Genomic DNA, 13867 nt, shown 5'->3' with positions numbered 1-13867 from the left:
GCTTCGTTGAAGCGGCGGAGCCCAGCCATATTCCTCACGAGAATCAGGCCCCCATAGCAGATATGGACGGATTGGCAACTCCCCGGATGCGCGTCTAACGACAGTGCAGAGCGAAGAAAGTATACCGGAACAAGAATGACGACAGCGTCAAGAAAAGCTGAAGAAAACAAACGCCGCTGATCGAAAAGAAAAAAACCTTGGGGGTCAAAATCAATGAAAACAATACGCCCGCTATCTTCCCGTCCAAATGTCAACGCTCTATTCGGCGATGTGCGTGTCGTACGCTCAAAGCAACGGCCTCGGCATATCCTGGTGGCCGGCGGCGCCGGTTTTCTTGGGTCGCATCTTTGTGAGCGCCTTCTCAAGGCGGGGCACACGGTTATCTGTGTTGATAATTTCTCGACCGGGCTTGAACGCAACATCCGCCGTCTGCGCAACTATGACCGCTTCAGTGTTTTAAAGCATGATGTCGTTGATCCCGTCGATGTCGAGGTTGACGAAATATACAATCTTGCGTGCCCGGCATCCCCTCCGCACTATCAGGCAGATCCGGTTCACACGATGAAGACGTGTGTCCTTGGCGCTCTCAACCTGTTGGAGCTGGCGGCGCGAACGGGTGCACGCATATTCCAGGCTTCCACGTCCGAGATATATGGCGATCCACTAATTCACCCGCAGGTTGAGAGTTACTGGGGTAATGTCAATTCGTTCGGCCCGCGGTCTTGCTATGACGAGGGCAAGCGAAGCGCGGAGACCCTGTTCTTCGATTTTAACAAGAAGCATCAGGTCGAGATCAAGGTGGCGAGGATATTCAACACGTATGGGCCGCATATGCGTCCCGACGATGGCCGCGTCGTCTCCAACTTCATCGTGCAGGCGCTGAAAGGGCAGGACATCACAATTTTCGGTGACGGCTCACAGACGCGCTCGTTCTGCTTCGTAAACGATCTCATCGATGGGTTCCAACAATTGATGTCAACCGAAGCCTCATTCACGGGCCCGGTCAATCTCGGCAATCCAGGAGAGTTCACCATTCTTGAGCTCGCTCAGATGGTCATTGAAATGACCGGCTCGCGCTCGAAAACCATTCGAAAGCCCTTGCCGACGGACGATCCGCGCCAGCGGCGGCCGGATATTTCGCTGGCCGAACGTCAACTGGGCTGGCGCCCCCTGGTGCCGCTCGCAGTCGGCCTGGAAAAGACGATCCATTATTTCGATCGGCTTCTCTCGGAAGAAGCACATGAGCTAGCGGAGATTGCATAATGTCTGCGCGCAGGGTTCTCGTTACGGGCGGCGCCGGCTACATCGGCAGTCACACCGCCAAGCTGTTGCACGCGAACGGCGTCGAGCCGATCGTCTTCGACAACCTCGCTACCGGAAATCGCTCATCGGTTCGATGGGGACCATTCGTGCACGGCGATATCCTCGATACGAGCAGCCTCGCCAGGACGCTCACCCAGTATAAGCCGGATGCAGTGGTGCACTTCGCGGCCTCTGCATATGTTGGCGAATCTGTCGAGGATCCCGCCAAATACTACCGCAATAATGTGGCCGGAACGCTATCACTTCTGGATGCCTGTCGCCACGCGGATGTAGATAAGGTCATCTTCTCATCGAGTTGCGCGACATATGGTGTTCCGGATGTGCTTCCGATCACCGAGAATACGCCGCAGCGGCCGATCAACCCCTATGGCAGGACCAAGCTGATCGCCGAGCAAATCCTTCAGGATTACGCTGCAGCCTATTTCCTGAAATATGTAGCCTTGCGTTATTTCAATGCATGCGGCGCCGACCCCGAGGGCGAGCTTGGCGAGTGGCATGAGCCCGAGACGCATTTGATCCCGCGAGCATTGCTTGCCGCGGGAGGATCCATTGAACGCCTCAGCGTCTTCGGTGACGACTATGCGACGGAGGATGGCACCTGCATCCGTGACTATGTTCATGTGACCGACCTAGCCCGTGCACACGTGCAGGCGCTGGATCATCTCATTGGTGGCGGCCAGAACCTGTGCGTGAATCTCGGAACTGGACGCGGCTCTTCGGTAGGCGAGATTATCGAAACCATTGGCCGCGTTACCAAGCGCGAAGTGCCGGTTGAGATGCACCCTAGGCGCGCCGGCGATCCGCCAGCGCTCTATGCAGATCCCTCCTTTGCTCGCAGCACGCTCGGATTTTCACCTGAATACTCCGATATGGAAACGATCGTTCGCACCGCCGCTCCCTTTTTTGGGCTGGAGCCGCGGACATGAACGCGCGTAGCAAAAGGAGCGTGGAACGGCAGCCGTTTCTAGTACCTGTTCTGACCGGGGCAAGAAAGGGTGAATACCTCCTCGGTGCAGCAATCTGGCTGACGATGCTGTTCTATTTCTGGTCCTGGTGGCTTCAGCCGGCGCACTATATTGGCTTTTGGGGCTTTGCCTCTGTTACCGCTATTCTAATCTGGGTCACCCTGTTGCCGGGCTATTTCATAGCCATATTCTATCGTGCGAGAAAGCCGAACGGAGCGCTTGGACTACCTGCCGGACGCCGAGTCGCCATGGTCGTCACCAAGGCGCCATCAGAGCCGTTCTCGGTTGTGGCGAAAACGCTGGACGCCATGCTCGCCCAGGAATATGAGCATGATGTGTGGCTTGCGGATGAAGATCCGACTCTGGAAACATTGAGGTGGTGCAAACAACACGGCGTTTTCGTTTCGACACGAAAGAACCGGCCTGATTATCATCTGTCTACCTGGCCGCGCCGCACACGCTGCAAGGAGGGCAATCTCGCGTTTTTCTATGATCATTACGGCTATGACCGCTACGACTTCGTTGTGCAGCTCGATGCCGATCATGTTCCTGCGGACGGATATCTCATCGAAATGTTACGTCCCTTCGCTGATGCCGGTGTCGGTTACGTATCGGCGCCAAGCATTTGCGATCAAAATGCGTCGGAGAGCTGGTCGGCCCGCGGCAGGCTCTGTGCGGAAGCCAGTCTGCATGGGTCGCTCCAGGCTGGGTATAACAACGGTCTGGCCCCGCTTTGCATCGGATCACATTATGCCGTGCGCACGTCCGCACTGAAGCAGATTGGTGGTCTGGGACCGGAACTAGCCGAAGATCATTCCACGACCTTGATCATGAACGCCCACGGCTGGCGCGGTGTGCACGCGCTTGACGCTATCGCACATGGCGATGGCCCGCGGACGTTCGCCGATCTTGTTACCCAGGAGTTCCAGTGGTCACGCAGCCTCGTCATGGTGCTCCTGCAATATTCACCGATCTACGTTCCGCGCCTGTCGCTGAAGCTGAAATTTCAGTTTCTGTTCTCTCAGTTGTGGTACCCTTTGTTTGCGTTCTTCATGGTTCTCATGTTCCTCATGCCGATACTGGCACTGGTGCGCCAACAGAACTTTGTCGCCGTGACCTATCCAGATTTCTTGGCCCATTTCATGCCGCTTTCGATCACGCTGATGGTGCTGGCCTACCGTTGGCGTTCGAGCGGGTCGTTTCGTCCGATCAATGCAAAAATCCTCAGCTGGGAGGCGATGTTTTTTCTCTTCGCGCGGTGGCCCTGGGCATTGGCTGGAACCATCGCTGCGGTTCGCGACTGGATAAGCGGTTCGCATGTCGACTTCCGGATCACACCGAAGGGAACATCTGAGGTGGACCCGTTGCCCTCGCGTGTTCTCATGCCATATGGGCTGCTATCGGTTGTGTCCGTTCTGCCGGTTCTATTGGTGCAGGATGCGGGCGAAACGCGTGGATTCTATATTTTCGCGATTATCAATGCCGCGCTCTACACACTTCTGTTTCTGATTATCGTCATCCAGCATGCCAGAGAGAATGTCGTCAGGATCCGGACGAGAACATATCGTCCCGCGATGGCGGCAAGCCTCCTCGCTCTCATCATGTTGCCGGGATTTGCGCTGTTCGAGCACGGAAAAGAGGGACTGGAGTCACTCGCTTGGGGCGGCAGGCTCAGACTCTATGAGACGAAATATGCAGTATCAGGCGCCGGAATCGCTAGTGGGGAACTTCGTTCATTGACGTTCAAGCCACGCTGGCTGCCCGCCACGCCAGCCAACAACTTCTCGCAAGAAGAAGAGCTCGAGGGGGGCGCAATCAAATGAAATGGACGACCAAAGAGACAACGGACCAGCGGAACATTCGCCGAAAGTGGAGGCTGGCGGATTGTGCATCGCTTACACGTCACTCTGCCTGGCAGGGTCAGCGTTCACGCATATTGCGCATGCCGCAGAGGGGGTTGTTCCCGCGGCCGAGGCGAAGCCGATGACAGGTGTTGAGCTTTACATGCTCTATCGCAACAAATCCTGGGCTTGGAACGATGGCGCCGGTCGCTTCGACGATGCGCAGCGCCGGTTCACGGCAATCACCGGTGCGGGGGGCACCACCGCGTGGGCGCAGGGCCGGTGGGTCGTAACCGACGACGGCCGCCTGTGCATCAGTGCTGAATGGCACACGGCGTCAGGGGTCCATCCCAACACCAGCTGCTTCAGCCATAAGCGCGCCGGCCAGACCATCTATCAAAAGCGGGAGCCGTCCGGCGCCTGGTACGTCTTCCGGCATGCCGAGCCGGTCGAAACTGACGAATCCAAAAAACTCGTCGGAGAGAATCTGGTGTCAGCTGACATTAGGGTGATCAAATCCAAACTTGAAAATCAAAAAAGACTAGCAGGCAATACGTTGACGAATGCTAGCAGGAGGAAAGTACAATGAACAAGAACAAGACACGCACAGCCATTGCGGTCTCATTTGCAACACTGCTGTTGACCGGCACCGTGCTTGCGGCGAGCGTTCCGCGGGGCATACCAACGAATACCGCGCCGAAGGCAACGCATGGGTTCGACAAGCGCCCGGTGATTGGCCCGACTTCGGTTGTGTTTGGCGCGTATGACCCGCATGGCGATTTCAGCGCTGATCCCAACTCCAAAATTGAGCACCTGTTTCTGCCATGGGAAGACGTTGACCTGTCATCCTTGTCCCTTGCGGACGATTATGCCCAGCAGCGCGGGCGGAAGCTTTATATCACGATCGAACCATGGTCCTGGGCTCTTGACTGGAGATTGTCGCCCGAACAATTGCTTAGCGGCATCCTGGCAGGACGATATGACGCCAACATGGCTGCAGTCTGCTCCACCGCGGCCGGACTCAAGAGCGATGTCACCATCCGTTGGGCACAGGAAATGGATGCAAACGACAACCAGTTCACCTGGTCGCACTGGAAGGCCGCAGATTATGTTTCGGCCTACAGGCGCATGGTGGGCGTGTGCCGTCAGCACAACAAATCGGCAAATTACATGTGGTCGCCGAAGGGGGAGCCTGATCTGGCGGCGTTCTATCCCGGCGACGACGTAGTGGATCTTGTTGGCCTGTCGGTGTTCGGGTTACAGCAATATGACAGGGACCAGTTTGCGAAAGACAGAACGTTTGCGGAGGTGCTCGAGCCCGGTTACCGCATTGCCGCCACCTTCGGGAAACCGGTCGTCGTGGCAGAGTTGGGCTACGAGGGTGATTCCGATTACGTCCGCAACTGGGCGGACAACGCGGCCAAGCAATACGCCGAGTTTCCGAGGCTGACCGCAGTCGTCTATTTCAACGACAAGGAGGTCTATCCTTGGCCACGGCCTTATGGACTTCCCAACTGGCGCGTCGTCAGTGACGAAGTGGTCAACTAAACGCATTCAGTCATTGCCGTTCAGGAGGACGAACAAATGAGAAAATTCAAAACACTATCGCTTCTGTGCATGCTTACTGCAGCCACCGGTGCAATTACCGTCGACGCCCATGCCGCGCAGACCAAGATGGCCAAGCTCCCTGCAATGTCAGAGCCGCTGACCAGCAACGAACTGGTCAAGCTCTACGGCAATCGCTCATGGATATGGAAGGATGGTGCCGGCTATTTTTCCGTGAAGCGGCGCGAGTTCAAAGCCTGGACAGGGGAGGGAGCAGGTTCATACGGCATCGGCCACTGGTTTGTTACGGGCCCTGGCAAGCTCTGCTTCAAAGCTATGTGGTATGCAAAGGCCGGCAATGCTGATGCTCTGACTTGCTTCAGCCACCGCAGGAAGGGCCGCACGATCTTGCAGAAGCGCGAACCAGATGGGGATTGGTACGCATTCAAGACCAGTCCCGCGGCTGCAGGAGATGAATATCGGAAGATACAGCCGGGCGATTACGCTACATCGCGCCTCGTCCGGCTTCGAGCAAAATTATCGCCGGCAGCAAAGTAACGGCGCGTGCATCGGACGATACTATCGCGCTGGCGGTGCGACGATTCTGCTTGGGCCGATCCAAGTCTATCGCGGAAAGCACCTGGAAGTTTGGCCAAACCCGCTTGGCGTACAGATCCAGGGTGCCCGACCCAGATATGAAGCCTTCGTGGCGACAGGCCGGCCAAGCTTTTTCATCGCCGTCGGCTTGCCGGTCTTCTTGGCTTTCACGGTTCTCGAATATGCGGCCTCGGGTGAAGATGCTTGTGCTTGAACCGCACCCGCCAAGCCGATTGCCAGCGTGGCTGCCATCAGAATACGCGCTGGATTGACCAGCTGTGACATCTTGTACCGCTGCAATAAGCTGAACGTGAAAGCTTCAACGCCGTTTGTCATCTGACCTCTCCATGTCTCGATGCGTGAAGGCTACTACGGGTGGCTTTCCCGTCATTTAAGTTCTTCGGTACAATTAGAACCAATTTAGAACGTTGGTCTCTTTGCTGTTGGAAAGTCGTAATAAAGCCAAAATGCGCTCGGCGGGCGCTCCTGCCGTATTTGGTTGAATCACCTGACAGCAGTTGTCGACGCACATAGCCTCTGCTCCGGGCGGTTCAGCAAAGGAAAATGCTGCCGGCCAGTTCCCGGTGGGACAGAGAGTTTTGGTGATTGATCCGGCAAATCCGCTCTCAGAGCAGGCAGGGTGATTCAGGAAGGAGGGCTTCTCTGGAATTGTTTGGCCGGATGACACCAGTTGAATTCAGCGCTAAACTGTTAGTTTCCGCGGTATAGGATCAGCGATTGGCAGAAATATATCAATCAGCGGCATCACTTAATGTCTCGAGCGACGAACTTGAGATCGCACACGTTAGTCATCTTCTCGAAGCTGAGCCTGACTTAGCGTACGAGAAGGGGAAAGAACGTGTCTTGCCGAATGGAAATAGAATAATTGCGCACACTGGCCTTTGGTCCAGAAGCGCAGAATACAGAATACCCGGTGACCTCGACGGACAGATCGCTGAACTATTCACACCGCTTAGCCAGGATCTTGATCACTGGCTCGACGTGTCATCTCGGTACAGAATACGCATATTTTGCGGACTCTGGTTGAAGGACGAAAATGAGGGCATAGACCTTGACCCCCAAACACTGATCGAAGTGGCACTGCGAAACGCCTCTATCGAATTCGACATCTACTCGCCGGTCAAACCCAGCCCAAGCAGCAGCTTGGGGCAGACGGAGGTTTATGGGCGCTCGGTCCTGCGGAGATGGACATCTTTGTGACTGATGAAACCAACCCGTTTGCGGATTCCACTGAGTTCTGGACGAAGTTGCGAGAGCCGGTCGCATCATCGCGCTCATAGAGCTCTTTGGACGCACGACGGTCGTACATTTTGACGCGCGGCAGATAACACCCAAAACGACCGAACCAGCCTAACCGCGCGTGCTTGGTACTATCATCACCGAAGGTCCGCGGCGCAAATCAAGTTCAAGCTCTTGCGGCGAGTGCTGTAGATATTCCTCGCTGCGTTGAGTATCGATTCTCGTGCGGCATCGAATGCTAGTAGACAGTCTTTTTCGATGGTGTCTCTATTCGACGCGGCAGATTTTAGCGCGTCGGCTTCGACATAAAAGCAGACTTCAAACAATCCATCATGTCCGTAGAACCTTATGCGCTGATGGGCTGTATCGTAGCTTCGGCTCCGATTAGGAAAAGATAATGACATAAGTTTTTCCAGTACGTGTTAATAAAAATATGATGTATATTTGGGTTCTCTGGCATACGCATACAACAAATAATATCTAAATTGAGATGTTGGAAGTTTCTAACTTAGATATTTTTCTTTCCGTAGGTATTTTTATTACTGAATTGTCAAAAAAGCGCCGGCGAAAACTGCTGTTCGCAGGCAAAAAGGAAGTGCCATGGTCACTCGTGTCAAACATAGCGTCGTACAGTTCGCTCATCCGTTCACACTCCCCGGTATCGAAGGTACACTCCCGCCGGGTGAATACAGCGTGGATGAAGACGACGAATTAATCGATGGCGTATTAACGGTTTCCTATCGGCGCGTCGCGACCTACGTAACTGTTCCCGCTCGAAATATTACATCATCAAAAAGGCAGGTTTTCGCAATCGACTATGGCGACCTTTCAGCTGCGTTGGAGCGGGATCGGGAACCAAGAAATTCACTGCCTAGTTAATAACGCCGCCGGCACGACCTATCGCAGGTAATTTTCCCAGGTGATGAAAAAATCCGGTCTGACGTAGAGCAAATCAGCTCTATCAGCAGAGATAGGTGATTTACGGCTGACTGGCGGACCTTTGGACAGGGAACACTCGCCGAGCGCATGGGAAGAGCTTCACGGCTTCCCGCCATGGAAACCTATTCACCAAAATCAGCCTCGTTGGCGCGGTGGTTCAGTGCTTTCGGACCTTGCGCGAGCCAACCGAAGTGTTGATCCTTTCGCAATCGCCATTGTACTTCAGGATGAGCTGTTCGGCGTCATCCTTGTTCAGGTCGAACGCTTCCATAAGGTGGTCGACGGTATAGGTCTCTCCTGCCTTTCCAGATGTGCGGTTCTTCCAGCCTGAAGCAAGTTTATCGTCGGTCATTGAATTTCCTCCGCGCATTGCGCGCAAGTTATTGGGCGCTCACTTGCAAAGGAAAGCAAGCATGAAACTAGCAGCGTAGTGAAGGAGTAGAAATGCGCTGGACCAAGGGCGAACCGACCAGATTCACTGCTATGTTCAAATCCGCGTTTTGCCATCGTAGCGCATGATCACGAAACTGCATTCGTGCTAACCAAATTTGTTTAGGCGTCCCCAATTTAGCCTCATATCGCCTCCTTCATGAGCAACGCCAAAGAGGGAGGTAGAAATGTCTTACACACGCACAATAGGAACGTACTGCTTGTCGCTAGGATTGGCGCTGTCGGTCAGTGCCTTGCCTGCGCTTACGGGGATTGCAAAGGTCGATACGGCCTATGCAAAAGATGGAAACGGTGGAGGTAACGGCGGCGGCAATGGCGGTGGAAACTCCGGGGGCAAAGGCGGCGGCAAAAGCGACCATTCCGGGAAAGGAAATGCGTTTGGACAAAGCAAATCAAGCAAAGCCGCGTATTCCAAGTCTGAAAAGCGCTCCAGCGTGAAAACGGCAAAGGTAGATGTTGCCAAAGAGAAGAATACCCTTGGCCCATTGAACGCGGCTCATGCATCGGCAACGGCTCGTGCCAATGCCGCGCCGAATTCCGCAGTGGGTAAAATCGCAACCTATGAAGAGAGCAGGGAAGCTGCTCTTGCCGTAGAGGATCCGGTCGAACGTCAAGAACTGCTGGAACAAGCAAGAGTGGATCTGGAAGCGGCTTTCGGGACCGAACTCTCGACGGCAGAGATTGCTCAGGTTGACGATCTGCTGGACGCTGAAAAATAACTAGCGCACAATCACGATAACGATGCAGCGATTCAGGATCGCTGTATTTTTTTATCCTCTGTGGGGTGGAGCAAGTGGGCTCACACCAACAAGCCAATGCTTTGGCACAAGGCCGAACGTGGTTTTGACGTAAATCGCCATTGGCGGTGGGTTCGATTAATCTGCACGCCGTCCGATGTCCAGCAGACGTTTCTCGGCCGCATCATATTCCTCGCGCGTCAGGACTCCCGAGCGGTATTTTGCGGCGAGTTCAGATAGTCTCACAACGAAGTAGTCGGGGCTGTGCCCCCCATGCGTTTCCTCCCAGGTAGGGAATTGAGGCTTATCATCCGGTGAATAGGTCGGGTCCAGCCCCATGCAATGCGATCTGCCCGAAAATCCAACCGTCTTCGCCTCGCCAAAGCCATATCGGATCGCCGATCCGGAACAGATCGCCACGCGCCCTTGGCCTTGCTTTAAGACGGGCGTCGACGAAGATAACCTCGCCGCCTGCAGATTCTGCGACGACCAGCATATCGAGCTTTCGGCTGCTGACGATATCGCCGTCCGGGTGCGAAACCCATATGGCTCGTCCCCGCTCGGCCGGCATTCCGCGCACCATCGCCGCAATCGCTTTGCGGCCTCGGCTGACTCGGATGGAACGCCGCCGCCCCCAAATCCAAAAACTCCACAGCGGAGCGAGAACCACCCACGTCATTCTTGAACCCATCGGCTACGATGTGCGCAATGTATTGACGGGATTTCACGACCTGTTTGCGGTGATCAAGTGCAGGGCAGAATTGCCCCTTGTGACCGCTGCTGCTGACAGTTTGCGATCGAACGTTGCGAGCTGGCCCCCACGAGCCTTGGCGAGTGCAAGCAGATAGGTGTCAGTCACCTGCGCCGACGTTAGGATTTTTGTGGGAGCGATGTCAATTGAGCCAACAAGACTCACATCGTCCGGCCAAAAACTATGACCAGGGAGCGACCGCAACTTGCGGACGATCTCAACCACGAGTGAAGGTGAACCGGGAGAGTTGGGATATTTGGGATTGCCGACAATGCGGATGACACCATTCTCGGTAATAGGGCAAGTAGCCCATGCGATCTGCCCCATCGCCGCGAACCATTCGTGCGCATTGTCATGGGCTACATGGCCCGGATCGATCAAGGCAATCAGCACGTTGACGTCAAGCAGGAAGGTCATGGTAGTTCGTCACGCAAGGCATTCACGATTTCGAGCGTCACTGGCGGCGCATCCGGCCGAGCCGACAAGAGAGGGATGCCATTGCGCTCGCCGCTGCTCCGCGGGCGGCGCAGAGAACGTCTCGCCAGCTCGGAAATGACCTCGCCGACGCTCCGGTGTTGCTGGGCTGCCATCGCTTTTGCGGCGATCAGGACATCGTCGTCAATTGCTAGGGTCGTTCTCATTTCCGCCTCCACCGAGCATCAAACATCACGCATCATATAGCAATTGGCTCGCCTTCTCAAGGTGGAGCCGGTAGGTACAAGCTTATCAAGGCGCAAGCGCAGAAGATCGCAGCCGGGCAGGAATGATGCTACTCTCGTTGGGGCTCTGAAAGTGGGCTGCACTGACGGTCCCGCCGACGCACAAAGGTTTTCAAGAACGAATAAGGCGTTGGTTGCGAGAAAATCCCCGGGGCGCCCTTGACGTCCCGAAACGTATTTACAATCTATGCAGCAACCCGCTGGTCCGGGCCCCTCTGGCGAGAGCCTCGGCACTCTTGCGATGTCGGACCGTTTTCCGACAATCCGTGCCGATAGGGGATTTACGTTTTGACGCTCTCTTTTCTATTCGTCGAGTGGATGGGAACTCCGCTGTGGATGTGGTCGAGTTTCTTCGTCCTGATCATTGCCATCCTGTCGTTCGATCTCGGCATTCTCCATAAGCAGAACAAGGAAATCGGCGTGCGCGAAAGCGTCAAGCTTTCCGCGCTCTATATCACGCTCGGCCTGGCCTTTGGCGGCTGGGTGTGGTGGCATCTCGGCTCCGATGCCGGCCTTGCCTACCTGACCGGCTTCGTCGTCGAAAAAACGCTGGCGCTCGACAATGTCTTCGTCATCGCCCTGATCTTCTCGTTCTTTGCCGTGCCGCGCATCTACCAGCACCGGGTGCTCTTCTGGGGCATCCTCGGCGTCATCGTGCTGCGTGCGATCATGATCGGTGTCGGCGCGACACTGGTCGCCGAATTCGCGTGGATCCTCTATATCTTCGCCGCGTTCCTTATCGTTACCGGCATCAAGATGCTGCTCCTCAAGGAAGCCGAACCGGACGTCTCGAAGAATGTGCTCATCCGCTTCATGCGCAACCGGTTCAATGTCACCGAGGAACACCATGGCGAGCGATTCTTCGTCAAGAAGCTGCATCCGGCTACGGGTAAGCTGACCTGGTTCATCACGCCGCTTTTCATGGCGCTGGTGATGGTCGAGGTTGCCGACGTCATCTTCTCCGTGGATTCGGTGCCAGCGATTTTCGCGATCACCACGGATCCGTTCATCGTCTACACTTCGAACATCTTTGCGATCCTCGGACTTCGCGCCCTCTATTTCGCGCTCGCGGCAATGATCCATCGCTTCCGCTATCTGAAGCCCGCGCTTGCCATCGTCCTGATCTTCATCGGCTCGAAAATCTTCATTGCCGATCTCCTCGGACTCGAGAAATTCCCCGCCGCATTTTCGCTCGGTATCACCTTTGTCATCATCGCTGCCGGCGTGGCCTGGAGCCTTATCAGGACGCGGGATCAACAGCAGCCGGTGTGATCGGGCTGCACCACGTAAGCTAACAAGGAAACTGACATGATCTCGAATTTCATCGGCTGGATTTTTGCCCTGCTCGTCATCGATCCGCTGCAAGCCCAGTTCCAGGAACAAGCCGAGCGAGCGAAGCTTCCCATGGAAATCGTTCGCCACTCCCAGGCATGCCTGGTCACCCTGGGCCCGCACCTCGTCGAGCGGGCCACCAGCGATTACGGCTGGGCTGCAGTCACCGTGGTCAATCTGGCAATAGGGACCACAACGCTGGCGGAGCTTCTGGGGAGCGCCGACCGACAATGCGCGGCTCTCTCCGCGTCTTGAACGGGGCCGGCGAGGAGGCTTGACGGTCAACGGGTGTCGCTTTGCCCTCAAAGGGGTTCATCCTCAATTTCTGTGATTCAGCGGCAGCATTCTTGCCCTCATCAGTTCTGGGCCGGCGCGACCGTACATTGCTCGCTTCAGCATCTTGAGGCGGTTGAGCCCTTCGGCTTGACCATTGCTCCAAGGGAGTTCGATTGCATTTTTGACAGCATCAATATCCCGGCGTAAAACGCTGGCGAAACGCATGATCGCCGTGAGTTCGGTGTCAATGGCGTCGTCGATCCATTCATCCAGTGCCCCGAATTCCTGCTGCGCAAGATGCCGTTGAAGCGCATGGCCAAGTCACGCATTATGGCGAACACTGTCGAGCCCTGCTTCAAAGCATTGACCTTTCTGGTCTGAAGATCTGTCCGCACGGTGTTATGCACAAAGCTGCGGCCACCACAGACGAGATCACATGGCCGGTATCAGGATCGCGGACAGGTTCTGAAACATGCACATCTGGAGGCGGGTCGTCGGGTTGGATGTTTTCGGCTTCACGCCACACCTTCAACAGGCGCTCCAGATTGGAACGACTGCCCGTGTAGCCGCGGTTCTTGATATCGTGAAATAGATGGCGCCCAATGCGGTTTCCATTCTTCCAGCATTCAGCCAGAAAAGTTTCAAAATACAACGGCGATGTCGGATTCAATGCTGCCCGGTTTCTGTCTCGAGGTGCGTTAGAAGTGAGCCAATTCGCGATGCTGCGGCGCTCGTATCCGGTCCGCCTTGCAATCTCGCTGTAGGTGAGGCCCTGCTGGCGCAAAGCTTGAAGCGTGGCGAATATTTCCTGACGGGATTGTCTGTGCTGCAAGCGGGCTCGGCGGTGTTGAGTAGTAGTGCTGGCTATGGCATCTTCCGACAATATCGGTCTGACGTTGGCATGACCGTGGAGACTCATCTGCTCCTTGATAGCCGCCCTGAGATTTTGAACAAGATGAAAGCGATCGGCCACCTGTTGAGCTCGTGGTGCGCCTTCTCTGGCAGCCTGGGCATAAAGACCACAGCGATCTCGGCTGATGATCTCGATAGAGGGGCGTCCTTGCAACCATGCTTTTGCGCTCTCAACGCTGCGGTCGTCCAGAACATCGACGACCGATTGGCACCTGTTCAA

General features: G+C 55.5%; 17 protein-coding genes and 1 pseudogene. 11 read left to right on the top strand and 7 right to left on the bottom strand.

From position 1 onward, the window contains the following. Nucleotides 1-213: 213 nt before the first annotated feature. The 6 genes from OSJ75_RS09860 to OSJ75_RS09835 are packed head-to-tail and all read left to right on the top strand — an operon-like array spanning nt 214 to nt 6232. Nucleotides 214-1263, top strand: a complete 1050-nt coding sequence (locus tag OSJ75_RS09860; protein WP_267227807.1) for a UDP-glucuronic acid decarboxylase family protein — start codon at nt 214-216, stop codon at nt 1261-1263. After that, nucleotides 1263-2249, top strand: coding sequence for a UDP-glucose 4-epimerase GalE (galE, locus tag OSJ75_RS09855; protein ID WP_267227806.1), 987 nt, complete (start codon nt 1263-1265; stop codon nt 2247-2249). The genes OSJ75_RS09860 and galE overlap by 1 nt, the downstream gene beginning before the upstream one ends. After that, nucleotides 2246-4111 carry a glycosyltransferase gene (locus tag OSJ75_RS09850; protein WP_267227805.1) on the top strand — a complete coding sequence of 622 codons (1866 nt, stop codon included), beginning with the start codon at nt 2246-2248 and terminating at the stop codon, nt 4109-4111. Before galE ends, OSJ75_RS09850 begins: the two co-directional genes overlap by 4 nt. A gap of 1 nt (nt 4112) precedes the next feature. Further along, the gene (locus tag OSJ75_RS09845; RefSeq protein ID WP_267227804.1) at nt 4113-4718 is read left to right on the top strand and encodes a DUF995 domain-containing protein; all 606 of its coding nucleotides are present in this window, start codon (nt 4113-4115) and stop codon (nt 4716-4718) included. After that, entirely contained in the window at nt 4715-5677 is a 963-nt protein-coding gene (locus OSJ75_RS09840) for a glycoside hydrolase family 26 protein (protein ID WP_267227803.1), read from the top strand. Before OSJ75_RS09845 ends, OSJ75_RS09840 begins: the two co-directional genes overlap by 4 nt. Nucleotides 5678-5713: 36 nt before the next feature. Then, entirely contained in the window at nt 5714-6232 is a 519-nt protein-coding gene (locus OSJ75_RS09835; RefSeq protein WP_267227802.1) for a DUF995 domain-containing protein, read from the top strand. Between the two features lie 66 nt (nt 6233-6298). Here the strand turns inward: OSJ75_RS09835 and OSJ75_RS09830 are convergent, their stop codons facing one another. Continuing rightward, nucleotides 6299-6607, bottom strand: a complete 309-nt coding sequence (locus tag OSJ75_RS09830) for a hypothetical protein (RefSeq protein WP_267227800.1) — start codon at nt 6605-6607, stop codon at nt 6299-6301. Nucleotides 6608-7009: 402 nt separating this feature from the next. Between OSJ75_RS09830 and OSJ75_RS22925 the strand changes: the two genes are divergently transcribed. Continuing rightward, nucleotides 7010-7492, top strand: a complete 483-nt coding sequence (locus OSJ75_RS22925) for a DUF4279 domain-containing protein (RefSeq protein WP_416362540.1) — start codon at nt 7010-7012, stop codon at nt 7490-7492. Nucleotides 7493-7668: 176 nt separating this feature from the next. On the opposite strand, the gene OSJ75_RS09825 is transcribed toward OSJ75_RS22925, so the two are convergent. Then, entirely contained in the window at nt 7669-7935 is a 267-nt protein-coding gene (locus OSJ75_RS09825) for a DUF1488 domain-containing protein (protein ID WP_267227797.1), read from the bottom strand. Nucleotides 7936-8131: 196 nt separating this feature from the next. On the opposite strand from OSJ75_RS09825, the gene OSJ75_RS09820 reads away from it, so the two are divergent. Beyond that, nucleotides 8132-8410, top strand: coding sequence for a hypothetical protein (locus tag OSJ75_RS09820; protein ID WP_267227796.1), 279 nt, complete (start codon nt 8132-8134; stop codon nt 8408-8410). Between the two features lie 217 nt (nt 8411-8627). Here the strand turns inward: OSJ75_RS09820 and OSJ75_RS09815 are convergent, their stop codons facing one another. Continuing rightward, nucleotides 8628-8822, bottom strand: a complete 195-nt coding sequence (locus tag OSJ75_RS09815; protein ID WP_267227795.1) for a hypothetical protein — start codon at nt 8820-8822, stop codon at nt 8628-8630. 265 nt (nt 8823-9087) lie between these two features. Between OSJ75_RS09815 and OSJ75_RS09810 the strand changes: the two genes are divergently transcribed. Next, nucleotides 9088-9639, top strand: coding sequence for a Holotricin-3 precursor (locus tag OSJ75_RS09810; RefSeq protein WP_267227793.1), 552 nt, complete (start codon nt 9088-9090; stop codon nt 9637-9639). 325 nt (nt 9640-9964) lie between these two features. Here the strand turns inward: OSJ75_RS09810 and OSJ75_RS09805 are convergent, their stop codons facing one another. Genes OSJ75_RS09805 through OSJ75_RS09795 form a run of 3 tightly spaced genes read right to left on the bottom strand, consistent with a single transcriptional unit; the run spans nt 9965 to nt 11049 of the window. Then, nucleotides 9965-10336, bottom strand: coding sequence for a hypothetical protein (locus tag OSJ75_RS09805; RefSeq protein WP_267227792.1), 372 nt, complete (start codon nt 10334-10336; stop codon nt 9965-9967). Between the two features lie 45 nt (nt 10337-10381). Continuing rightward, nucleotides 10382-10825 carry a TA system VapC family ribonuclease toxin gene (locus OSJ75_RS09800; RefSeq protein WP_267227790.1) on the bottom strand — a complete coding sequence of 148 codons (444 nt, stop codon included), beginning with the start codon at nt 10823-10825 and terminating at the stop codon, nt 10382-10384. Then, complete coding sequence (locus OSJ75_RS09795; RefSeq protein ID WP_267227789.1) at nt 10822-11049, bottom strand: CopG family transcriptional regulator; 228 nt, start codon at nt 11047-11049, stop codon at nt 10822-10824. Before OSJ75_RS09795 ends, OSJ75_RS09800 begins: the two co-directional genes overlap by 4 nt. Before the next feature lie 366 nt (nt 11050-11415). Between OSJ75_RS09795 and OSJ75_RS09790 the strand changes: the two genes are divergently transcribed. Beyond that, the gene (locus tag OSJ75_RS09790) at nt 11416-12399 is read left to right on the top strand and encodes a TerC family protein (RefSeq protein ID WP_267227788.1); all 984 of its coding nucleotides are present in this window, start codon (nt 11416-11418) and stop codon (nt 12397-12399) included. Between the two features lie 36 nt (nt 12400-12435). Then, the gene (locus tag OSJ75_RS09785) at nt 12436-12714 is read left to right on the top strand and encodes a hypothetical protein (RefSeq protein WP_267227787.1); all 279 of its coding nucleotides are present in this window, start codon (nt 12436-12438) and stop codon (nt 12712-12714) included. Between the two features lie 63 nt (nt 12715-12777). Here the strand turns inward: OSJ75_RS09785 and OSJ75_RS09780 are convergent. Then, nucleotides 12778-13855 (bottom strand): annotated as a pseudogene (locus OSJ75_RS09780) (ISL3 family transposase); the annotation flags it as partial. Nucleotides 13856-13867 lie beyond the last annotated feature (12 nt).

Origin of the sequence: Phyllobacterium sp. 0TCS1.6A (assembly GCF_026420825.1) — a bacterium.
Classification (GTDB): domain Bacteria; phylum Pseudomonadota; class Alphaproteobacteria; order Rhizobiales; family Rhizobiaceae; genus Phyllobacterium.
The sequence above is the reverse complement of the archived record's forward strand: the minus strand, read 5'-3'. Positions and strand labels throughout refer to the sequence as shown.